The sequence below is a fragment of the Streptomyces sp. 71268 genome, assembly GCF_029392895.1.
Classification (GTDB): Bacteria; Actinomycetota; Actinomycetes; order Streptomycetales; family Streptomycetaceae; genus Streptomyces.
Genome location: NZ_CP114200.1, coordinates 1677220 through 1697812, shown reverse-complemented (window position 1 = coordinate 1697812; position 20593 = coordinate 1677220). Strand labels below are relative to the sequence as shown.

17 protein-coding genes are annotated in these 20593 nt (G+C 74.8%); 9 read left to right on the top strand and 8 right to left on the bottom strand.

The genetic code is table 11. The features are described from left to right. Positions 1 to 90 precede the first annotated feature (90 nt). Together OYE22_RS06180 and zapE are read right to left on the bottom strand one after the other, a co-directional pair. On the bottom strand, positions 91 to 1491 hold the full coding sequence (locus tag OYE22_RS06180; protein ID WP_277319469.1) for an alkaline phosphatase PhoX: 1401 nt from the start codon (positions 1489 to 1491) through the stop codon (positions 91 to 93). 292 nt (positions 1492 to 1783) lie between these two features. Further along, positions 1784 to 2857 (bottom strand): cell division protein ZapE, encoded by a 1074-nt coding sequence (gene zapE, locus OYE22_RS06175; protein ID WP_277324007.1) that lies wholly within the window; start codon positions 2855 to 2857, stop codon positions 1784 to 1786. A gap of 124 nt (positions 2858 to 2981) precedes the next feature. Between zapE and OYE22_RS06170 the strand changes: the two genes are divergently transcribed. From OYE22_RS06170 to msrB, 4 genes are all read left to right on the top strand, one after another. Next, the gene (locus tag OYE22_RS06170; RefSeq protein WP_277319468.1) at positions 2982 to 3785 is read left to right on the top strand and encodes a pyrimidine reductase family protein; all 804 of its coding nucleotides are present in this window, start codon (positions 2982 to 2984) and stop codon (positions 3783 to 3785) included. 146 nt (positions 3786 to 3931) lie between these two features. Continuing rightward, on the top strand, positions 3932 to 4408 hold the full coding sequence (locus OYE22_RS06165) for an indole-3-glycerol phosphate synthase (protein ID WP_277324006.1): 477 nt from the start codon (positions 3932 to 3934) through the stop codon (positions 4406 to 4408). Positions 4409 to 4673: 265 nt separating this feature from the next. Beyond that, on the top strand, positions 4674 to 6164 hold the full coding sequence (gene murC, locus OYE22_RS06160; protein ID WP_277319467.1) for a UDP-N-acetylmuramate--L-alanine ligase: 1491 nt from the start codon (positions 4674 to 4676) through the stop codon (positions 6162 to 6164). A gap of 76 nt (positions 6165 to 6240) precedes the next feature. Next, entirely contained in the window at positions 6241 to 6648 is a 408-nt protein-coding gene (msrB, locus tag OYE22_RS06155; RefSeq protein ID WP_277319466.1) for a peptide-methionine (R)-S-oxide reductase MsrB, read from the top strand. A gap of 174 nt (positions 6649 to 6822) precedes the next feature. On the opposite strand, the gene OYE22_RS06150 is transcribed toward msrB, so the two are convergent. The 3 genes from OYE22_RS06150 to OYE22_RS06140 form a co-directional block, all read right to left on the bottom strand. Continuing rightward, positions 6823 to 7743 carry a GNAT family N-acetyltransferase gene (locus OYE22_RS06150; RefSeq protein WP_277319465.1) on the bottom strand — a complete coding sequence of 307 codons (921 nt, stop codon included), beginning with the start codon at positions 7741 to 7743 and terminating at the stop codon, positions 6823 to 6825. 319 nt (positions 7744 to 8062) lie between these two features. Further along, the gene (locus OYE22_RS06145; protein WP_277319464.1) at positions 8063 to 8749 is read right to left on the bottom strand and encodes a response regulator transcription factor; all 687 of its coding nucleotides are present in this window, start codon (positions 8747 to 8749) and stop codon (positions 8063 to 8065) included. Further along, entirely contained in the window at positions 8746 to 10233 is a 1488-nt protein-coding gene (locus OYE22_RS06140) for a histidine kinase (protein ID WP_277319463.1), read from the bottom strand. The genes OYE22_RS06145 and OYE22_RS06140 overlap by 4 nt, the downstream gene beginning before the upstream one ends. A 125-nt stretch (positions 10234 to 10358) precedes the next feature. Here OYE22_RS06140 and OYE22_RS06135 point away from each other — a divergent pair, with 125 nt between their 5' ends. Continuing rightward, a complete protein-coding gene (locus OYE22_RS06135; protein ID WP_277319462.1) occupies positions 10359 to 10751 on the top strand; it encodes a hypothetical protein in 393 nt (130 codons plus the stop codon). Here the strand turns inward: OYE22_RS06135 and OYE22_RS06130 are convergent. Further along, complete coding sequence (locus OYE22_RS06130) at positions 10717 to 12222, bottom strand: FAD-dependent oxidoreductase (RefSeq protein WP_277319461.1); 1506 nt, start codon at positions 12220 to 12222, stop codon at positions 10717 to 10719. The two genes, OYE22_RS06135 and OYE22_RS06130, sit on opposite strands and share 35 nt — an antisense overlap. Before the next feature lie 285 nt (positions 12223 to 12507). Here OYE22_RS06130 and OYE22_RS06125 point away from each other — a divergent pair, with 285 nt between their 5' ends. After that, entirely contained in the window at positions 12508 to 13485 is a 978-nt protein-coding gene (locus OYE22_RS06125; RefSeq protein ID WP_277319460.1) for a LysR family transcriptional regulator, read from the top strand. A gap of 113 nt (positions 13486 to 13598) precedes the next feature. Here the strand turns inward: OYE22_RS06125 and glgX are convergent, their stop codons facing one another. Further along, positions 13599 to 15803: a glycogen debranching protein GlgX gene (glgX, locus tag OYE22_RS06120; RefSeq protein WP_277319459.1), complete on the bottom strand. Its 2205-nt coding sequence runs from the start codon at positions 15801 to 15803 to the stop codon at positions 13599 to 13601. Between the two features lie 381 nt (positions 15804 to 16184). On the opposite strand from glgX, the gene OYE22_RS06115 reads away from it, so the two are divergent. From OYE22_RS06115 to OYE22_RS06105, 3 genes are all read left to right on the top strand, one after another. After that, entirely contained in the window at positions 16185 to 17429 is a 1245-nt protein-coding gene (locus tag OYE22_RS06115; protein WP_277319458.1) for an SAV2148 family HEPN domain-containing protein, read from the top strand. 117 nt (positions 17430 to 17546) lie between these two features. Next, positions 17547 to 18632, top strand: coding sequence for a hypothetical protein (locus tag OYE22_RS06110; RefSeq protein WP_277319457.1), 1086 nt, complete (start codon positions 17547 to 17549; stop codon positions 18630 to 18632). Positions 18633 to 18802: 170 nt separating this feature from the next. After that, positions 18803 to 19525 (top strand): 3'-5' exonuclease, encoded by a 723-nt coding sequence (locus tag OYE22_RS06105; RefSeq protein WP_277319456.1) that lies wholly within the window; start codon positions 18803 to 18805, stop codon positions 19523 to 19525. 95 nt (positions 19526 to 19620) lie between these two features. On the opposite strand, the gene OYE22_RS06100 is transcribed toward OYE22_RS06105, so the two are convergent. Next, on the bottom strand, positions 19621 to 20493 hold the full coding sequence (locus OYE22_RS06100; protein ID WP_277319455.1) for an aminoglycoside phosphotransferase family protein: 873 nt from the start codon (positions 20491 to 20493) through the stop codon (positions 19621 to 19623). Positions 20494 to 20593 lie beyond the last annotated feature (100 nt).

Here is a 20593-nt window from a genome sequence, read left to right as displayed (position 1 = left end):
CGATCCGGGTGCGCGGCCCGGGTGCGCTGGGGCGCGGCCCGGGTGCGCCGCCGGTGCGCGGTTCGCGCGCCGGCGGCGCCCACCCGGCGGCTACCGCCAGGGGCCCGTCACGGCGAACGTCGTCCCCGGCGTGTAGCAGTTGACGTACATCGTGCGGTGGTCGGGTGAGAAGGTGACCCCCGCGAACTCGCCCCACGACGGCTCGTCGGGCGTGCCGAGGTTCTGCCGGCCGCGCGCCATCGGGTAGACCTCGCCGCGTCGGGAGAGGCCGAAGACGTGCTGGGCGCCGTCGCCGTCCTCGCACACCATGAGGCCGCCGCTGGGCGCGAGGGTGATGTTGTCGGGCGACTCGCCGGGCAGGGCCACGTCCGTGTCGGGCCCGAAGACGATCACCAGGGTCAGCCGCTCGCGCCGCGGGTCGTACCGCCACACCTGGCCGAAGTGGTCCCCGGCCGAGCCCTCCTCGCTCCGGGCGTAGCTGGAGACGAAGTAGACGCTTGAGCCGCCCCAGTAGCAGCCTTCGAGCTTCTGCGCGTGGGTGATGCCGCCCTTGCCGAAGTCCTGGAAGCGGATGGGCGTCTCGGTGGCCAGCGGGTCGGGCACCGGCACCCACTCGACGTGGTCGAAGGAGGTGCCGGGCTCCCGGATCGCCGAGAGGTCGGGCACGTCCGGCACCCGCATGGCCTCCAGCACGCCGCCCGCGCGCAGCGAGCCGCGCCCGCCGCGCGGCTTGTGCGGCAGAAAGCGGTAGAAGAGGCCGAAGGGGCGCTCGAAGGCGTCCTCGGTCTCGTAGACGACGCCCTGCCGCGGGTCCACGGCGACGGCCTCGTGCTGGAAGCGCCCCATCGCGGTGAGCGGCACGGCGCCGGTGCGTCGCGGGTTGTACGGGTCCACCTCAAAGACGAAGCCGTGGTCCTTCGTGTAGCCGTTGGTGCCGGCCCGGTCCTCGGTCTCCTCGCAGGTCAGCCAGGTATGCCAGGGCGTTGGGCCGCCCGCGCAGTTGACGGCCGTGCCGGCGATGGCCACCCGCTCGCCGAGCACCCGGTTCCGCTGGTCGAGCGCGAGCGCCGTACAGCCGCCCATGCCCGTCGGGTCGTACGTCAGGCCCTCCACGGCGGGTACCCGGATGGCGGCGTCCGGGCGGTTCTCGTGGTTGCGGACCAGCCGGGTGTGGGCCCGCCCGTAGGCCGCGGGGCCCGGGTGGCCGGGGGAGCCGGGGAAGGCCGCCATGCCGTCGTGGTTGCTGGGCACCTCGCCCTCGCCCGAGCGCAGCGGGTCGCCCTCGCGGGAGAGCACCTGGTAGCGGAAGCCCGCCGGCAGGTCGAGGAGTCCGTCCGGGTCGGGCACCAGCGGGCCGTAGCCGCCCGGCCGGTCGGCCCCGGGCGCGGCGGCGGCCGTGCCGGCGAAGAGTTCGGAAAGCGCTCCGGTGAAGGCGAGGCCGGCGCCCAGTGCCCCGCTGCGGGCCAGAACCTGACGTCGTGTCGTGGACATAAGGTGACTCCCTGTTGGCGGACAGGTGACGTGATTCGCCCGTGTGTACCACGCAACTGACTGAACGGGAACCAGCCGCGCGCACCCGCCACGTCGCCCCCGCGCGCCCCCGCACCCCCACCCAGGCCAACGCCGCCCCCACACCCGGCGGCTGGCACCCGCCCCGCCGGCCCCCGGAACCCGCCCACCGCTCGCGCGTGCGAACACGCCTCGCGTACGAACCCGCCCACGCCCGACGCGTCCGCGAACAAACCCCGCCCGGCGGGCCGCGCCGCCCGGGGGCCGCGCCTCGCTACGCCTCCAGGAGGCCCTTCGCGTCTCGCGCCAGGGCCGTCAGCCGGGATATCGCCCGGAAGTACTTCTTCCGGTAGCCGCCTTCGAGCATCTCCTCGCTGAAGAGCTGGTCGAACGGCACGCCGGAGGCCAGCACCGGGACCTCCCGGTCGTAGAGCCGGTCGGCCAGGACGACCAGGCGCAGCGCGGTCGCCTGGTCGGGTACGGGCGTGACGCCCGTCAGACACACCGCGTGCAGCCCGTCGGTCATCGCCCCGTACCGGCTCGGGTGGACCGTGGCCAGGTGGCCGAGGAGCGCGCCGAAGTCGTCCAGGGAGGCGCCGCGCGTGCGCTGGGCGACCTCGGTGACGGTGGCGTCAGAGTACGGCGGCGGGGCGGAGGGCAGGCCACGGTGCCGGTAGTCCTCGCCGTCGATGCGCAGCGGGCGGAAGTGCGCCGACAGGCCCTGGATCTCGCGCAGGAAGTCGGCCGCGGCGAACCGGCCCTCGCCCAGCTTGCCCGGCAGCGTGTTGGAGGTGGCCGCCAGCGCCACGCCCGCCTCGACCAGCCGGGTGAGCAGGCTGGAGACCAGCACCGTGTCGCCCGGGTCGTCCAGCTCGAACTCGTCGATGCACAGCAGCCGGTGTCCGCTCAGCGTCCGCACCGTCTCCTGGAAGCCCAGCGCGCCGACCAGGTTCGTCAGCTCCACGAAGGTGCCGAACGCCTTGCGCTCGGCGGGTGCGGGCGTCGCGTGCCACAGCGAGGCCAGCAGGTGGGTCTTGCCGACGCCGTACCCGCCGTCCAGGTAGACCCCGCGCGGGGCGGCGGCCGCCGCGGGCCTGGCCTTGCGGAACCAACGCCGGCGCCCGTCCGCCGAGCCGCCGGCCCCCTCGCCCAGGCCCGCGGCGAAGGCGCGCAGCACGCGCACGGCCTCGGCCTGGCTCGGCTGGTTCGGGTCGGGCAGGTAGTTGTCGAAGCTCACGAGGCCGAAGCGGGGCGGCGGCACCATCTCGGCGACGAGCTGGTCGGCGGGGACGCGCGGGGCACGGGAGGTCAGCGCGAGCGGGCCCTCGTGCGTCGCCGCGCTCCCTATTCGGGAGGCGGGCGCAGAGCTGGCGGCGGAGTCGGCGGACGAGGACGAGAAGGACACAGCCGTCCAGCCTAGTCGCTGCCCACCGGGCCACCGCCCGCCGAGGGACCCATGTCACACTGCGGCCATGCGACGCCTGTTCCCCCCGCCATCCGATCCGACGGACACCGAAGCGCGCACCTGGTCGCTGGACGAGCTGGCCGACGCGTACGCCTATCCGGGTGAGGCCGGCGCCGCCGGGCCGCCGGCCACCGCGAGCCCGCGGCCCACGGCCTGGCTGCGGGCCAACATGGTCGCCTCCCTGGACGGCGCCGCCTACCACGACGGCCGCTCGCAGCCACTGTCCTCCGACGCCGACATGCGGATCTTCGGGGTGCTGCGCGGGCTGGCCGACGCGATCGTGGTCGGCGCCCAGACGGTGCGGCAGGAGGGGTACCGGCCGGCCAAGGTCCGCGAGGCGTTCGCGGCGCGCCGGGCCGCCGCGGGCCAGCCGCCGGCACCGGCCATCGCCGTCGTCAGCGCCAGCCTGGACCTGGACTTCTCGCTGCCGCTGTTCACCGCGCCACGGACGCCGACCCTCGTGCTGACCGGGGCCGGGGCGCCCGCCGAGCGGGTGGCGGCGGCCGAGGCGGCGGGGGCCGTGGTGGTGCGCGCGGGTCAGGGCGCCCGGGTCGACCCGGGGTTGGTCAAGGGGGCGCTGGCCGAGCGCGGGCTGACCCGACTGCTCACCGAGGGCGGACCGACGCTGCTGGGCCAGTTCGTGGCCGCCGGCGCCCTGGACGAGCTGTGCCTCTCGGTGGCGCCGCTGCTGGCCTCGGGCGAGGCGGCGCGCGTGGTCAACGGGCCGGCCCTCACCGTGCCGGAACGGTTCTCCATCGCCTCCGTCATGGAGGAGGACGGTTTTCTCTTCACTCGCTACCGTCGGTCCTGACAATCGGCGGAATTTACCGTTCCGGTTAACTGTCGCTGGGCAGACTTGTGTCACGCGGCCCTGTCCGGGAACGCGCAGGATGGTTTCTGTTGGACTTTGTGGGTCCAGGGAGAAGAAGGGCGTCCGTCGTGTTCACGAGCGTATTGATGATCGAGCAGCCCCTGACACCAGCGGATGTGGACTTCGTCGCGTCGCTGCATGGCGACGACGCCGTCTCCTTCGTCGTCCTCATGCAGCCGCGCGGCGACCAGGACCGGCTGCTGCGCGCGATCGACGACGTGGCCCTCGGGGAGCTGGACCGGGTCGTCCAGGAGGCCGAGATGCCCGAGGGCCACACGGACGGGGAGCCCGCCGAGCGCGCCCTGGCCCACTCCCTGGAGGCGCTGCGGGCCACCGGCAGCGAGGCCGTGGGCCAGCTCGTCCAGCGTCACCCGCTGGACCTGCTGCGTTCCGTGGTCGAGGAGACCGGCGCCGACGAGGTCATCGTGCTGACCGCGCCGCACTTCGTCGAGGAGTTCTTCCACCGCGACTGGGCCTCCCGGGCCCGCCACAAGGTGGGCGTCCCCGTCCTCAAGCTGTTCTCGCACGCGGCGGACGAGCCCCCGGAGAGCCAGCGGGGCTGATCCGGCCCGGGCGGCGCGCGGCGGCGGCCCGGCGACCCGTACGCGAACGCCACCCGGCCGCACCGCTCCGCCCGCCCCGCACACCGCCCGGCCCACCGCTCGGCGGGGTGTGCGGCGCGCGGGCCGGCGTGGGGCGCGCGCGGCCGGGGGCGGCGATGTCGGTCCGGGGTGCGAGAATCTTGGCCGGGGTCGGCGGCAGTGGCGGCCCCGTACCAGACCGGCGGCCACCCGGCCGCTCACACCTCTACCACCAGGGAGAACCGCGATGGCACCGGCGGGCCTCGGCTCCGAGAACGCAGCGCGGCGCGAAGCGGCGGCCCCCGCGGCCACGGCCACGGCGCCGACCGGGACAGCCGTGGCGGCGCCCGCGACGGGCGACGCGCTGGCGCGCCCGCACTTCATCGGGATCGGCGGCGCCGGCATGTCCGGCATCGCCAGGATCCTCGCCATGCGCGGCGCCCGGGTCGCGGGCAGCGACGCGCGCGAGTCGGACACCGCGCGGTCGCTGCGCGCGCTCGGCGCGAAGGTGCACGTCGGGCACGCGGCCGAACACCTGGCCGCCGACACCACCAGCGTCGTGGTCTCCAGCGCCATCCGCCAGGACAACCCGGAGCTGCGGGCGGCGGCCGAGCGGGGCATCCCGGTGGTGCACCGCTCGGACGCGCTGGCCGCCCTGATGACCGACCGGCGCGCCATCGCCGTCGCGGGCACCCACGGCAAGACCACCACCACCTCGATGCTGGCCGTCTCCCTCGGCACCCTGGGCGTCGACCCGTCGTACGCGATCGGCGGCGACCTGGACGCGCCCGGCTCCAACGCGCGGCACGGCAGCGGTGAGATCTTCGTGGCCGAGGCGGACGAGAGCGACCGCAGCTTCCACAAGTACGCGCCCGAGGTCGCCGTCATCCTCAACGTGGAGCTGGACCACCACGCCAACTACGCCTCGATGGACGAGATCTACGAGTCCTTCGAGACCTTCGTGACCCGGGTGCGCCCCGGCGGCACGCTCGTCATCGCCGCCGACCAGTCCGGCGCCCGCGAGCTGACCAGCCGCGTCCGTGGCCGGCGGGACCTGACCATCGTCACCTACGGCGAGTCGCCGGAGGCCGACCTGCGCGTCCTCGACGTCACCCCGCACGGCCTCACCAGCGAGGTCACGGTGGCGCTGGCCGACGGGGAGCGGCTCACGTTCACGGTCTCGGTGCCCGGGCGGCACTACGCGCACAACGCGGTCGCGGCCCTGGCCGCCGGCACCGCGATGGGCCTGCCGACCCGCGAGCTGGCCACGGCGCTCGCCTCGTACACCGGCGTCAACCGCCGCCTCCAGCTCCGTGGCACCGCGGGCGGCGTGCAGGTCATCGACTCCTACGCGCACCACCCCACGGAGATCGCCGCCGACCTGGAGGCCATCCGGGGCGGCGCCGGCGACGGGCGGGTGCTCGTGGTCTTCCAGCCGCACCTCTTCAGCCGCACGCAGGAGCTGGGCGTCGAGATGGGCGAGGCGCTGACGCTGGCCGACGCGGCGTTCGTGCTCGACATCTACCCGGCCCGGGAGGACCCGGTCGAGGGCGTCACCAGCGCCCTGGTCATCGACGCGGCCACCGCCCGGGGCGCCGACGTGCGGGCCGTCGCCGACCGGGAGGCGATCCCCGAGCTGATCGCGGGAATGGCGGGGCCCGGCGATCTGGTTCTCACCATGGGCGCGGGCGACGTCACGGACCTCGGTCCGCGGATCGTGGCCCGGCTGAAAGGCTGACCCGTGGCCGGCCCGCGCCGCGCGACGGCAGCGGGCCGGCGACGACGCGTAAGACCGCATCCCCGAAAGGCGCGAGATGGCGTACGAGGTCGAGAAGTCCGACGAGCAGTGGCGTGCTGAGCTGTCGCCGGCGGAGTACCAGGTGCTCCGCCGGGCCGGCACCGAGCCCGCCTTCCGTGGCGAGTACACCGACACCACGACCGAGGGTGTCTACTCCTGCCGGGCGTGTGACGCCGAGTTGTTCCGGTCCACGGAGAAGTTCGAGAGCCACTGCGGCTGGCCGAGCTTCTTCGACCCGAAGGACTCGTCCGCGGTCGAGTTGGTCGAGGACCGCTCGCACGGCATGGTCCGCACCGAGGTGCGCTGCGCCCGCTGCGGCTCCCACCTGGGCCATGTCTTCGCGGGCGAGGGGTATCCGACCCCCACCGACCAGCGGTACTGCATCAACTCCATATCGCTGCGGCTCCAGCCCGCCGAGGACTGAGCCCGCCGCCCAACCCCGGGCCGCGCCCCCACCGACCCAGCCCCACGCCTCGCGCGTACGCCGGCGGGCGTACTCGGCCCGTGACCGCGCCCGCCCCCGTGCCTGGCGGGCACGGGGGCGGGCGCGGGGCGTGCCGTGACGCGCGGGGGCGTACGGCACGCCGTCAGCGTGGGCTCAGTCCCGCGTCTGCGGCCACTGGAAGTAGGCGCGCTCCTGGGAGACCGGGTAACCGGCCTTGGTGAAGTTCGCCGCCATCGGCCGGTTGCCGTGGTCGGTCTCGGCGAAGATCTTCCGCGCGCCCTCCGCCGCGAGCATCCGGGTGCAGTCGGCGAGCAGGTCGTACGCGTAGCCGTGGCCGCGCTGTTCGGGTACGACGCCGATGAAGCCGACGACCGGCGCGCTCTGGTTGCGGGCCGGGATGTGGAGCCCGACGAGTTCGCCCTCGGCCGTCCACGCCGTGCGCCACCACTCGCGCGGGGACGGGCACCAGTGGAAGAAGTCCAGCTCCTCCCGCGCGGCGGCGTCGTGGCCGTCGGTGGCGATGACGCGGCGGGCGTGCGCGTCCAACGTGCCGTGCTGGACCCGGCGCAGCACGGCGAGGATCTCCTCGTCGTCCGGCTCCGGTCGGAACGTCAACCGGCCCGGCTGCTCGGGCACCCCGCACTCGGGCGTCCAGGTGTAGCGGTGGCGGCCGACGAGTTGGTCCATGCCGGCGTCGGTCACGGCGTCGACACGGGCCCGGGCCGCCTCCCGCACCGCCGGGTCGCGCTCCCAGTCGGGCGGCAGCAGCAACGCGTAGTCGGAGCGGAACGGCGCCGTGCGCAGCAACTGCACGGCGGCGTCGGCGTCGGTGAAGTCGAACCAGTCCAGGGCGATCGGCTTGGCGTCGTCCGGGCCGGCCCACCAGGCGGCGCGGGCCACCACGGTGTCCTCGCGCAGGGCGACCCAGGTCCAGTCGGGCCGGTACTCGCCGCCCTGCGCGAAGGTGGCGTACCGCCGCTCGAACGCGCCGTGGCCGACGAGGCCGGGGTCGGGCAGGGTGTGAAAGAGGTGTGCGTCGCTCTCGGAGAGCTGACGGATGACCAGATCGGTCACGGGAGTCCTTCCAGGAATGCGGTGCGCTCCCGGTCAGACGGCGTCAGACGAAGGCAGCCCTGCGGACGGGGCGGGAGCGCGGGAATGAAGTGACGTACATGGCTCCGGCCTCCTTCCGTGATCTAGGGCGTGACCGCACTGTAGGCGGGCCGCCGACCCCCTGTCCACACTTTTGTGCGAGTGCCGTCGGGCGGGGAGCGCCGTACGGGCGGCCGGTCGGCACTCGCCGACCGGCCCGTGCCCACCGTCGCCCCGCTCCCTGTCGTCCCGCCGCCCCGGCACGCGCCCCCCCGCTCGGCTGTCGCGTGCCGCGCGGGCGTCAGGCGGCGTTGCCGTCCAGCAAGCCCGCGTCGTGCGTCAACAGGGCTATCTGCACCCGGTTGTTGAGGTCCAGCTTGGTCAGGATGCGGGAGACGTGGGTCTTGACCGTGGCGACGCTCATGTACAGCGCGTTGCCGATCTCCGCGTTCGACTTGCCCTCCCCGACGGCGAGGGCCACCTCGCGCTCCCGGTCGTTCAACCGGCCCAGCAGGCCGCGTGCCCGGCTGCGGCGCAGATCCTGGCCGGCGCCGGCGACGTGCTCGATGAGCTGTTGGGTGACCGCGGGCGAGAGCACCGGGTCACCGGCGGCGACCCGGTGCACGGCGGCCACGATCTCGGCCGGTGGCGTGTCCTTGAGAAGGAAGCCGGCCGCCCCGGCCCGCAGCGCGCGCAGCACGTGCTCGTCGGCGTGGAACGTCGTCAGCACGATGACCTCGGGCGGGCGTTCCGCGCGCCGCAACTCCTCCGTCGCCGCGAGCCCGTCCAGCGTCGGCATGCGGATGTCCATCAGCACGACGTCGGGGGAGTGCCGCCGCACCAGCGGGCCGACCTCGGTCCCGTCGGCGGCCTCGCCGACGATCTCCACGTCGGCCGAGCCGCCCAGCATCAGCCGCAGCCCGGCGCGTACCAGCGGGTCGTCGTCGACGAGGAGCACGCGCACGCGCTGGTGATCGGAAGTGTTCATGCGGGCCACGGTAGCCAGGCGCGCAGCAGGAAGCCGCCGTCTTCGGTGACCCCGCTCTCCAGGTCGCCACCGGCCAGCGAGGCGCGTTCGGCCAGGCCGATCAGCCCCTGCCCGGAGCCGGGAATCGGCTCCGCCCGCCGCGGCCTGTCGCCACCCTCCTCCGGCCGGTCCCGCACCTCGACCGTCAGACCGCGCTCGGGGGCGCCGGCGACCCGCACCGTGACCGTGGCGTCCGGGGCGTGCTTGCGGGCGTTGGTCAGGCCCTCCTGCACGATCCGGTACGCCGTACGCCCCGTCGCGGCCGGCACCGGGTCGCACGCCTCCCGCTCGTCGTGCAGCACCACCCGCATGGCCGCCTGCCGCACCTCGTCGACCAGCCGTGGCAGGTCGGCCAGCGTGGGCTGAGGCCGGCTCGGCACGGCCCCGTCCCAGGACTCCCGAGCGGCCGGCGGCGCCAGCCGCGCGTGCGGTGCGGAGTCGGCGCGGGCCGCGCCGCCGGCCCGGTCGGTGGCGCGCCCGCGGCGTGGGCGACGGGCCCTGCCCGGCCTCGTCCGGGCTTCCTTTCCCCGCCGGGGCTCCGAGGCCGTGCCCGCTCCCGGCGTCGCCGGCGGCGCGTCGTCCGTGGTCGGCTGGGCGCCGGGCGCGGCCTGGCCGATGGGCGTACGGAGCACGCCGATCACCTCCCGCAGGTCCTCCAGGGCCTGGTGGGCGCTGGCCCGGATCACGCCCGCGGCCTGCGCGATGTCCCGGGGCGGAGCGTCGGGCCGGTACTCCAACGCGCCCGCGTGCACGCTCAGCAGGGACAGCCGGTGCGCGAGCACGTCGTGCATCTCGCGCGCGATGCGCTCCCGGGTGAGCCGTTGGACGCGCTCGGCGCGCAGCGCGGCCTCCGACTCCGCCCGGTGCGCCCGCTCCCGCAGCGAGATGAGGAGTTGGCGCCGGGAGCGGACGAACATGCCCCAGCCGATTGCCGTGCTGTAGAGCAGCGTCCCGGTCAGCACCGAGCCCACGTACCCCAGGTCGGGATCGGTGTGCACCAGCCCGTTGACCAGGCTGCTCGCGAACGCCAGCGCGCCGATGACGGCCACGGGGCGGAACGGGCGGTGCACCGCGACGGTGAACATCACCACCAGGCTGGGCCCGACCACGAAGTGCGAGGCCGTCGACGCCAGCAGCATGGCCGCCGCGAGGTGTACCGGCCACCGCCGGCGGAACCACAGCGCCCCACAGGCCAGCAGCCCGAAGACCTGGTCGACGAAGAGCCACAGCTCCGGCAGGTCGGGGTCCTCCACCACCGACCCGGCGGTCACCAAGGAGAACAGCGCGGCGAGCACGAAGGCGCTGAGGTCCACCACCCAGTCGCGGGGGCGGCGCCGGGTGCGCGCGAGGTGCCCACCGGGCGCGGCCGCGGGCTCACCATCGGGCGAGTCCGCCGCGGCGGGCGCGGGCGACGGTTCGTGCGTACCGTTCAACGTGCCGTTCATGCCGGCGAATCTACGGAACGGCGCCGCGCGCGCGTCCCCCCAGCGCGGTACGGGATACCAAAGTCGCGGGTCCGTAGACCTTCGGCGGACGGGTGGCGGGGCCCCGCGCGCCTAGCGTTCGGACCATGAGAAAGCTGCTTGAGCTGCTGGGCACGGGGTTGCTGCTGATCGGCGGCTCCAGCCTCGTCCACTACTTCACCGGCTGGTTCGGCAAGTGGGCCGTGCTGGACCGGTTGCCCTTCCTCGACGGGTACGAGTTGTACGCCGGCGGGGTCGTGGCCGTGCTGGGCTTCGCCGTGCTGTGCGCCGGCGACCTGGTCCCCGACGACGACGCCCGCGCCTCGGCCCGTACCCCCGCCCGTACCAGCCGGCCCCCCGCCGGTGGCGCCGAACCCGGCGCGGACGGCGGCGAGGAGGGGGCGGTCGACCGCGACGCCGGGGCGAGCGGGGCCGACGCGCGCGACGGCGCCGACCCGGGCGGCGTCAGTGCTGGTGCAGACCCCGACCTGCCAGCGTGAGGAACACCTCGCCGACGGCCTCGGAGAGCGTCGGGTGCGGGTGGACGTGCTGGGCGACGTCGGCCGGGTCGGCCTCCCAGCCGACGATGAGCTGACCCTCGGCGATCATCTCCGAGACGTGCGGGCCCACCAGGTGCACCCCGAGCACCGTGCCCACCCCGCCGGCCGCCCCCACGGCGGACCGCGCCCCGGGGCCGTCCGACTCCGCGCCGGCGGCCGGCCCGCCGACGCCGCGCTCGGCGACGACCTTCACCAGGCCGCCCTGGCCGTGCACCATGCCCTTGGCCGTAGCCGTCAGCGGCAGCGTGTTGGTGACCACGTCGTGGCCCCGCTCCCGGGCCCCCTCCTCGCTGAGCCCGACGGACGCGGTCTGCGGGCTGGAGTACGTCACGCGCGGCACGGCGGCGTAGTCGATGGGGCGCGGGGCGCGCCCGGCCAGCGTCTCGGCCACGAGCAGCCCCTCGGCGAACGAGGCGTGCGCCAGGCCCGGCGACGGCGGCGGCAGCAGGTCGCCCACCACGTGCACGCCCGGGACGGCGGTCTCCAGACGCGACCAGTCGGCCGGCGCCACGAACCCCCGGGCGTCCGGCGCCAGCCCCGCCGCCCCGAGGCCGAGCCCCTCGGTCACCGGCGCCCGCCCCACGGCCACGAGCACCCGCGCCACGTCCAGGTGGCGCGGCTCGCCGCGCGGCGAGCTGACCGTGACGCGCACCCCGTCCTCGTACGGCCGCGCCTCCTCGCACCTGGCCCCGGTCCACACCGTCACGCCCCGCCTCTTCAGGCCGCGCGTCACGTGCCGACCGACGTCCGCGTCCTCCAGCGGAAGCAGCCGGTCCGCCGTCTCCACCAGGGTCACCGAGGCCCCCATCGAGCGGTGCAGCGACGCGTACTCCACGCCGATCGCGCCGCCGCCGATGACCAGCACCGACTCCGGGAGCCCCGGCGCGAAGAGCGCGTCGTCGCTGGTGACCACCCGGCGCCCGTCGGGTACGAGCCCCGGCAGCGTGCGCGGTCTCGAACCGGTCGCCAGCACGAGGCCGCGCCGCGCCCGCCACGTCCCGCCCGGCTCCACGCGCACCGTACGGGGCCCGGTCAACGTCGCCGTCGCACGCACCACGCGCACCCCCGCGTGCGCGAGGTGGCCCTCGACGCCCCGGTGGTTGCGCGCCACGATGTCGTCTCGGGTGGCCGTCAGCGCGGCCCAGTCCACGCCCTCCAACGTCGCCCTGACGCCCCACCGTTCGCGGGCCTCGGTGATGCCGTCGACCAACTCGGCCGCGTGCAGCATCGCCTTGCTGGGCACGCAGCCCCGGTGCAGGCAGGTGCCGCCGACCAGGTCCCGCTCGACCAGCACCACGTCCAGGCCCAGCGCGGCGGCGCGCAGCGCGGTGCTGTAGCCGCCGGTGCCGCCGCCGATCACGATGACGTCCGTGACGTGCGCGTTCTCTGTTTCCCGTGCTTGATCCGCCATGGCCCAAGGCTCCGCCCACAGCGGCCGATCGGTCCAAGGCAATGTTTTGATGGAGCCGATGAAAGCTGTGCATGCCAGGTGGCACCCGCGCGTCAGCGCGGCGCGGGGCGGTCACGGAGGGACGGCGGGTGTGGCACGCGCCACCTCGGCGCGGGCGACGCGGGGGCGGGGGCGACGCGGGCGCGCCGGGGCGCGGGTACGCCGCGCGTCGCGCGCCCCGGCGCGCCCGGAGCAGTGCCCTCGCGATCGGTGTCGGCAGGGCGGACGAGGAAGGTGGGGGCGGCGATGAGCCTGCGGCAGATGGAGTACCTGGTCGCGGTGGTGGAGGAGGGCTCGTTCACGCGCGCCGCCGAGACTCTCAACGTGACCCAGTCGGCCCTCTCCCACCAGGTCAAGGCGCTGGAACGGGAGGTGGGCGGCCCGCTGTTGGAGCGCCTGCCGCGCGGCGTGCGGCTGACCCCGATGGGCCGCGCCTTCCTGCCGCACGCCGAACTGGCCGTGCGCAGCGCGGGCCAGGCGCGCCGCGCGGCCCGGGCCGCCGCCGGGGCGGCCGACGGCGAACTGCACATCGCCAGCGTGCACGCGGTGGCCATGGGGGTGTTGCCGGAGACGTTCGCCCGCTGGCGGCGCGCGCACCCCGGGATGCGGCTGACATTGCGCGAGTACGCGTCGGCCGGCGAACTGGCCGACCACATGGACCGTGGCGTGGCCGACCTCGCCGTCGGGCACCGACCCACGCACTGGCAGGGGCCGGTGGAGCCGGTGGGGTCCGAGGAGATCGTCATCGCCGTGGCCGCCGACGACCCGCTGGCCCGCCGCGACTCGGTACGGCTGGCCGAACTGGCCGACCGCCCCTGGGTGCGCTGCGCCCTGGAGCCGATCGTCGCCGGCCGTCCCGCGATGGACGCGATCTGCGAGCGCGCGGGCTTCACGCCCCGCAACGCCGTCCACACCGAGCACACGTCCACGGCGGTCCGCATGGCGCGCGCCGGCGCGGGCGTGGTGGCCGCCCCGGCGCACGTCATCGCCGGCATCCAGGGCTGCGTCGGCCTGCGCGTCGACCCGCCGATCCGCCGCGAACTGGTCGTCTTCTCGCGCGCCGAGCTGGTCGGCGCGGCCCGGGCGTTCGTCGCCGAGCTGCGCCGGACCCTGCCCGCCGCCACCGCGAGCGGCGCCCCGGCCGGCGTCGCCGACGCCCCCCGTGCCAGGGGCGCGTCCGATCCCACCGCGGCCGCCCCGGGCGCCGCCGCCCCCGCGGCCTGACGCGGCGTTCGGCAGGCACCCCGGACGCGCGGGGCCGACGCGCGGCGCCTACGAGCGGTGCCCACGAGCAACCCCCGCGCGTGATGCCCACGCGAGGTGTCGACGCGCGCCGCCTACGAGGGGCGCCGGAGCACCAGCAGGCTGCGGTCCACCAGCGTGACGCGGTCGCCCGCCGCGACGGTGGGGCCGGCGCCCGGCGGGACGCCGTCCGGGCGGGCGGTATCCACCACCACCTGCCAGCGCTGGCCGTGGCGCGGCGGCACGGTGAAGGCGAGCGGCGAGCTGTGCGCGTTGAACATCAGCAGGAACGAGTCGTCGCGGACGCGCTCCCCGCGCGGGCCCGGCTCCGAGATCGCGTTGCCGTTGAGGAAGACCATCAGCGAGTTGGCGTGCGCCGCCTGCCAGTCGCGCTGGCGCATCGGCTCGCCCTCGGCCGTGAACCAGGCGATGTCCGACAGCGCGTCGTGGGTGCCCGCGACCGGCCGGCCGTGGAAGAAGCGCCGACGGCGGAAGACCGGGTGATCCCGGCGCAGCCACACCAGCGTGCGGGTGAACTCCAGCATCCGCAACGCCTCCCGGTCCGCCTCCCGCTCCGGCACCTGGCCCGCGTCCCGCTCCGGCTCCCGCTCCGACGCCCCGTCCGACTCCTCGTCCGGCGCCCCGCCGGGGCGGCGGGGCCAGCGCACCCAGGTCAGCTCGTTGTCCTGGCAGTAGGCGTTGTTGTTGCCGTGTTGGGTGCGGGCGAACTCGTCGCCATGGCTGAGCATCGGCACGCCCTGCGAGAGCAGCAGCGTGGCGAGGAGGTTGCGCATCTGCCGGGCGCGCAGCTCGCGCACCGCCGGGTCCCGGCTCTCGCCCTCGACGCCGCAGTTCCAGGACCGGTTGTCGTTCTCGCCGTCCCGGTTGTCCTCGCCGTTGGCCTCGTTGTGCTTGCGGTCGTAGGAGACCAGGTCGCGCAGGGTGAAGCCGTCGTGGCAGGTGACGAAGTTGATGGAGGCCAGCGGGCGGCGGCCGTCGCTCTGGTAGAGGTCGGAGGAGCCGGTGAGCCGGGAGCCGAACTCGGCCAGCGTGCGCGGCTGGCCGCGCCACAGGTCACGCACCGTGTCCCGGTACTTGCCGTTCCACTCGGTCCACAGCGGCGGGAAGTTGCCCACCTGGTAGCCGCCCTCGCCCACGTCCCACGGCTCCGCGATCAGCTTCACCCGGCTGACCACCGGGTCCTGCTGCACCAGGTCGAAGAACGAGGAGAGCCGGTCCACCTCGTGGAACTGGCGGGCCAGCGTCGCCGCCAGGTCGAAGCGGAACCCGTCCACCCGCATCTCGGTCACCCAGTAGCGCAGCGAGTCCATGATGAGCTGGAGCACGTGCGGGTGGCGCATCAGCAGCGAGTTGCCGGTGCCGGTGGTATCCGTGTACGTGCGCGGGTCCTCGCCCAGCCGGTAGTACGAGGCGTTGTCCAGGCCGCGGAAGGAGAGCGTCGGCCCCAGGTGGTTGCCCTCGGCGGTGTGGTTGTAGACCACGTCGAGGATGACCTCGATGCCCGCCGCGTGCAGCGCCCGCACCGCCGACTTGAACTCCAGCACCTGCTGGCCCCGGTCGCCCCAGGAGGCGTACGCGTTGTGCGGGGCGAAGAACCCGATCGTGTTGTAGCCCCAGTAGTTGGCGAGCCCCTCGTCCACGAGCCGGTGGTCCTGGACGAACTGGTGCACCGGCATCAGCTCCAGGGTCGTCACCCCCAGCTCCGTCAGGTGCTCGATGACGGCCGGGTGCGCCAGCGCCGCGTACGTCCCGCGCAGCTCGTCCGGGAGCCCCGGGTGGCGCATCGTCAGGCCCTTCACGTGGGCCTCGTAGATGACGGTGCGGTGGTAGTCGGTGCGCGGCGGCCGGTCGTCGCCCCAGTCGAAGTACGGGTTCACCACCACCGACGACATGGTGTGCGGGGCCGAGTCGAGGTCGTTGCGCCGCTCCGGGCGCCCGAAGTGGTAGCCGTAGACCGCCTCGTCCCAGTCGATCTGCCCGCTGACGGCCTTGGCGTACGGGTCGAGCAGCAGCTTGGCCGGGTTGCAGCGGTGGCCCCACTCCGGGGCGTAGGGGCCGTACACCCGAAAGCCGTACCGTTGGCCCGGCATCACGCCCGGCAGGTAGGCGTGTCGCACGAAGGCGTCGGTCTCGCGCAGTTCGACCGTCTCGTGGGAGCCGTCGTCGTGCAGCAGGCACAGCTCGATCCGTTGGGCGACCTCCGAGAACACCGCGAAGTTGGTTCCCGCGCCGTCGTAGGTGGCCCCGAGGGGGTAGGACTGTCCTGGCCAGACCTGCATGAATCGACTCTTCCACTTCTCTCGCCGGGCCGCCCGGCTGGGCGTTCGGCGCATGCGTGACAAGTGTCCATATGGGGCGATGTGGGTGCTGTAGGGGGATGTGCCGCACCATAATGCATCGGCCATCGCCTGGGAGGGCGTCGGGCGCGAGCCTGGGGGCGTGGGAGTCGTGTCCGGGGCGGGCAGGGGGCGGCGGCGGGCGCCGCGCGCCGTGGCGCCGCGTGCGACTATGAATCGCCTCACTCCGCGTGGCCGGGGTGGGGGCAACGCGCGGCGGGCGGTGGCGCGTTGACGCACAGCTGACCTGCTGGGGCTGCACCGGCTCCCCGCGTCGCAGTAGTCTGCCTTGATCGTTGGACGGGGGCGGAAGGCGGTACACAGGTGAGCTCGGGCGGGCTGGAGCTGCCATCTGGGGAGGAGAGCACCCCGCAGGGCGGCGCCACCGACGCACCTCCCGGCGCGGTCTCCCTGGTCAGGCCGGTGGAGATCGGAGCGGAACTGGACTGGGGCGCCGACGCGTGGGCCGAGGTGCACACGCGCGCGCGGCGGGCGGGCCGTGCCTATATCTGGCTCAATCTGGTCGAACAGCGGCTGCGCGCGGTGGTGGCCTCGGTGCTGCAACCGATCTACGAGCCGGTGCACGGCGAGGACTGGGTGGTGGCCGCCGCTGGCCCGGCGGGCCAGGAGTGGGTGCAGCGCGCGGTGGCCGTGCGCGAGGTCAGCCGCCGCAAGGGATACCTCCTCGATCCGGCCGACGACAATGTCGTCAGCTTCCTGACGCTGCCGCAGTTGCGCGAACTCCTGGTGCAGCACTGGCCGTGCTTCGTGCCCTACCTGGACGACCGGCGCGAGCTCGAACTCGCGCTCGACGAGCTGGAGGTCACCCGCAACGTCGTCTCGCGCAACCGCGCCCTGTCCCAGAACGTGCTGGACCAGGCGGAGCGCGCCTCGGCCCGGCTGCTCGACATCCTCGGCGGCGGGACCGGCGGCCCCTCGACCGACCGGCTGCCGATAGACGCGGTCGAGGACCTGGTGGGGGACCGGTACGCGGACGTGGTCAGCGTCCACGCCGACCGGGTCCGGCTCCAGCGCCAGTTGCCCGCGGAGGACCTGTTCGGCAGCGCGCGCCGGCTGGACGCCATGGGCATAGGTCTGAACCTGCTCGTACAGAACTACTCGGGTCGCCGCCTGATCCGGCTCGCGGAGACCGGCTGCCGCACGCGGCTCCTCTTCCTCAACCCGGCCAGCAGCGCGGTCCGCCGCCGGGAGCGGGAACTCGGCATGAGGAAGGGCGAGCTCAGCCGCTCCGTGGAGATGAACATCCTGCACATGCGCCGGGTACGGGCCCGGCTGCGGGACCCCGGCGCGTTCGAGATCCACGTCTTCGACGAGACCCCGCGGGTGACCGCGTACCTCATCAACGGTGACTCGGCCGACGGCGTCGGCGTCGTCCAGTCGTACCTGCGCAGGGCCCGCGGCATGGAGGCCCCGGTGCTGGTGCTGCGCGCCGGTGGCCGCGAGCGTGAGGTGGTGCGCGGGGCGGACACGGGCGCCGACAACAGCCTCTTTGAGGTCTACCGCGAGGAGTTCGAGGGCGCCTGGGCGGACTCACGCCCGGTCTCCTGAGCCCCGCGCCCGGCCGACGGGGGAGGGGACCCCGCCCGGGAACGGGAGCACCCGCCGCGTGGCGTCGGCGGGCGCGATACGCTGCGCGGACCTGACAAGTGGGAGAGGGAACGCGACGTGAGTATGCCCCCGCCGCAGCAGCCCGGGTCCGGAGCTCCGGGAGACGGTTGGCCGGCCGGCCAACCGGGGCCGGGCGGGCCGCCGCAGCCGCCGCAGAACCCCTACGGCTACCCGCAACAGGGCTCCCCCTACGGCGGTCAGCCGAGCCAGCAGTCCCCGTACGGTCAGCCCGGTCAGCAGCCTCCGTACGGTCAGCCGGGTCAGCCGTCGCCGTACGGCCAACCGGGCCAGCAATCCCCGTACGCCCAGCCCGGCCAGCCGTCTCCGTACGCCCAGCCCGGGCCCGGGTACGGCGCGCCGTACGGCGGCGGTCCGGGGATGGGCGGGCCGCCGGGGCCGCCGAGCGGTGGTTCGCGCAGGACCGTGGCGATCGTCGTCGGTGCCGTGCTCGTGGGACTGCTGGCGATCGGCGGCGTGGTGTTCGCGATGAGCGGCGACGACGGCGGTGGCAAGCGGGACGAGTCCAAGGTCAGCGACGACCCCTCGGTCGACACCAGTCAGCGGCCGAGCCCGAGTCAGAGCCCGACACAGCCCACGCCCAGCCCGACGGCCGACGCCGACCGCGACGCGAAGACGAAGTACAAGGTGGTCCTTCCCAAGACGCTGGAGGGCGGCAAGTACACGCTGGAGAAGGACCTCAGCGAGTCGGCCGACGAGCAGGTGCCGGACGACGGCAGCGGGGCGAGCGGCGTCAAGCCCGCCACCGGGCGCTACACCACCGCGCCCCGGGATGCGGAGATGGTGGTCACCGGGCTCAACGGCACCTTCTTCAGCCCCACGTACGCCAAGAACAGCTTCTTCCGCGGGCTGGAGGGCAACGACAACGCCGAGGTGGGGGTCGAGCGCCGGGAGATCACCCCGCCCGGCGCGGACGCCGCGCTGACCTGCGAGGTCGTGATCAAGCGGCAGAGCGGGCAGAAGCTCGTGATGCCCGTGTGCGCCTGGGCCGACACCACCACGCTCGTGGCCGTCATGGAGAACACCCGCGCCGCCGCCGGCAAGGACCCGCACTCCATCGACCTGGACGGCTTCGCAGCCCGGGTGGACGGCATGCGCGACGACCTGCTGGCCCCGATCGGCTGAGCCGGACCCCTCGCCTCCTCCCATCAAAACCCATCAACTCGGGCATATCCGCGCTTCTTGGGGTATTCGGCCGGTCGGAGCGGTCGGCCGCGCCCGACGCCGGACGGGTTGTCAGTGGCGCGTGGGAAGGTGATGAACAACAGGGGGACGCACCACGAAGGAGGGCCGCCATGGGCTGGCACCGAGAGCTGCTGATCGGCTTCGACCTGGAGACCACGGGCACCGACCCGGACGAGGCACGGATCGTGACGGCGGCGGTCGTCGAGGTCCGGGGCGGGGAAGCGGTGGGCGGCCGGGAATGGCTGGCCGACCCGGGCATCCCGATACCGCAGGACGCCGTCGCCGTGCACGGCATCACCAACGCCCGCGCGGCGGCCGACGGACGGCCGGCCCGCGAGGTGGTGGCCGAGATAGCGGAGGTGCTCGTGGCGCACTGGCGGGCGGGCACACCGGTCGTGGCGTACAACGCGGCGTTCGACCTGAGCATGCTGGCGGCGGAGTTGCGCCGACACGGGCTGCCCTCGCTGGCCGAGCGGCTCGGCCGGGCCGACGTCGGCCCGGTCATCGACCCGTACACGATCGACCGGTCCGTCGACCGCTACCGCAAGGGCAAGCGCACCCTGGAGGCCGTCTGCGGGCACTACGGCGTCCCGCTCGACCAGGCGCACGAGGCCCGGGCGGACGCGCTGGCCGCGGCCCGGGTCGCCTGTGCGGTCGCCGAGCGGCACGCCCAGGTGGCCGGGCTCGACCTGTGGGAGCTGCACCGCAAACAGGTCGGGTGGTACGCGGAATGGGCCGCCGACTTCCAGTCCTGGCTGCGCCGCAAGGGCACCCAGGACGCGGTCGTGGACGGCGCCTGGCCGCTGCGCGGGGCGCCCGCGATAGCCGGCTGACCGCGGGCCGGGCCCGAGGCGTCGGGCCGCCGCGGACGGATGGAGCGTCCCGCTACGAAGCGGGTGCGACCGCTACGGCGCGCCCCAACGGACGCTCACAGCGCGAACCACCGTACGCTCGGGTCGTCCGCGCGCAGTGACGCCACCCGGCGCTCGAACTCCGCGCGGGCGCTCGGGTTGCCCGGCGCGTGCTGCGCGACCCAGGCGCAGCTCGCCGTCTCCCGGGCCCCGCGCAGCACCGCACAGCCCTCCCACTCGCGCACGTCCCAGCCGTAGGCCGAGGTGAACTCCGCGTAGGCCGCCGGGTCGAGCCCGTACCGGTCGCGGGTGAGAGCCATCACTACCAGGTCGTGTTCGCGCAGGTCGCTGGCGAAGGTCTCCAGGTCCACCAGGACCGGGCCGTCGGCGCTGACGTGCACGTTGCGCGGCAGCGCGTCGCCGTGCAGCGGGCCGGGCGGCAGATGGGGCGTCAGCTCTGCCGTGGCCTGCGCGAAACCGTCCCTGCGCGCCCGCAGGTAGGCCGCGTCGGCGGGGTCGATCGCGTCCCCGGCCAGCCGCAGCCACCGCTCCACGCCGCCCAGCAGCTCGCGGCGCGGCAGCGCGAACGGGGGCTCCGGCAGCGCGTGCACTCGCCGCAGCAGCCCCGCCAGGTCGGTCGGGGTCGCGGCGCGGACGGCCGGCGGCAGCCGGTGCCAGACCGTGACCGGGTGCCCGTCGACCAGCAGCGCCCTCGGCTCGGCGGGGCGCACCGCGGGCACCCCGTGCTCGGCGAGCCAGGTCGCGACGCGCGGTTCGCGGCTCGCCCGTTCCCACAGCCCGCTCTCGCGCCCCACCTTGACCACGGTGCTGGCCAGCGCGAACACCGCGTTCTCGCCCAGGGCGAGCAGCCGCGCGTCGGCCGGCGTCCGCGCCAGCCCCGCCGCCGCCAGCACCCGCCGGGCCCGCTCCTCGGTGAACCCCGCGCTCACGCCAGGCTCCCCACGCCGTCACGCCCCACGCCGCGCCCGTCCTCTCGTCTCCGACCCTGTCTGGCCCTGTCTGGCTCTGCCTGACCGTGCTTGGTCGTGC

Coding starts and splice junctions, on each gene's coding strand:
- OYE22_RS06180 (WP_277319469.1), bottom strand. CDS start 1,491: ATGTCCACGACACGACGTCAGGTTCTGGCCCGCAGCGGGGCACTGGGC.
- OYE22_RS06170 (WP_277319468.1), top strand. CDS start 2,982: ATGCGACGCCTGTTCCCCCCGCCATCCGATCCGACGGACACCGAAGCG.
- OYE22_RS06165 (WP_277324006.1), top strand. CDS start 3,932: ATGATCGAGCAGCCCCTGACACCAGCGGATGTGGACTTCGTCGCGTCG.
- murC (WP_277319467.1), top strand. CDS start 4,674: ATGGCACCGGCGGGCCTCGGCTCCGAGAACGCAGCGCGGCGCGAAGCG.
- msrB (WP_277319466.1), top strand. CDS start 6,241: ATGGCGTACGAGGTCGAGAAGTCCGACGAGCAGTGGCGTGCTGAGCTG.
- OYE22_RS06145 (WP_277319464.1), bottom strand. CDS start 8,749: ATGAACACTTCCGATCACCAGCGCGTGCGCGTGCTCCTCGTCGACGAC.
- OYE22_RS06140 (WP_277319463.1), bottom strand. CDS start 10,233: ATGAACGGCACGTTGAACGGTACGCACGAACCGTCGCCCGCGCCCGCC.
- OYE22_RS06135 (WP_277319462.1), top strand. CDS start 10,359: ATGAGAAAGCTGCTTGAGCTGCTGGGCACGGGGTTGCTGCTGATCGGC.
- OYE22_RS06130 (WP_277319461.1), bottom strand. CDS start 12,222: ATGGCGGATCAAGCACGGGAAACAGAGAACGCGCACGTCACGGACGTC.
- OYE22_RS06125 (WP_277319460.1), top strand. CDS start 12,508: ATGAGCCTGCGGCAGATGGAGTACCTGGTCGCGGTGGTGGAGGAGGGC.
- glgX (WP_277319459.1), bottom strand. CDS start 15,803: ATGCAGGTCTGGCCAGGACAGTCCTACCCCCTCGGGGCCACCTACGAC.
- OYE22_RS06105 (WP_277319456.1), top strand. CDS start 18,803: ATGGGCTGGCACCGAGAGCTGCTGATCGGCTTCGACCTGGAGACCACG.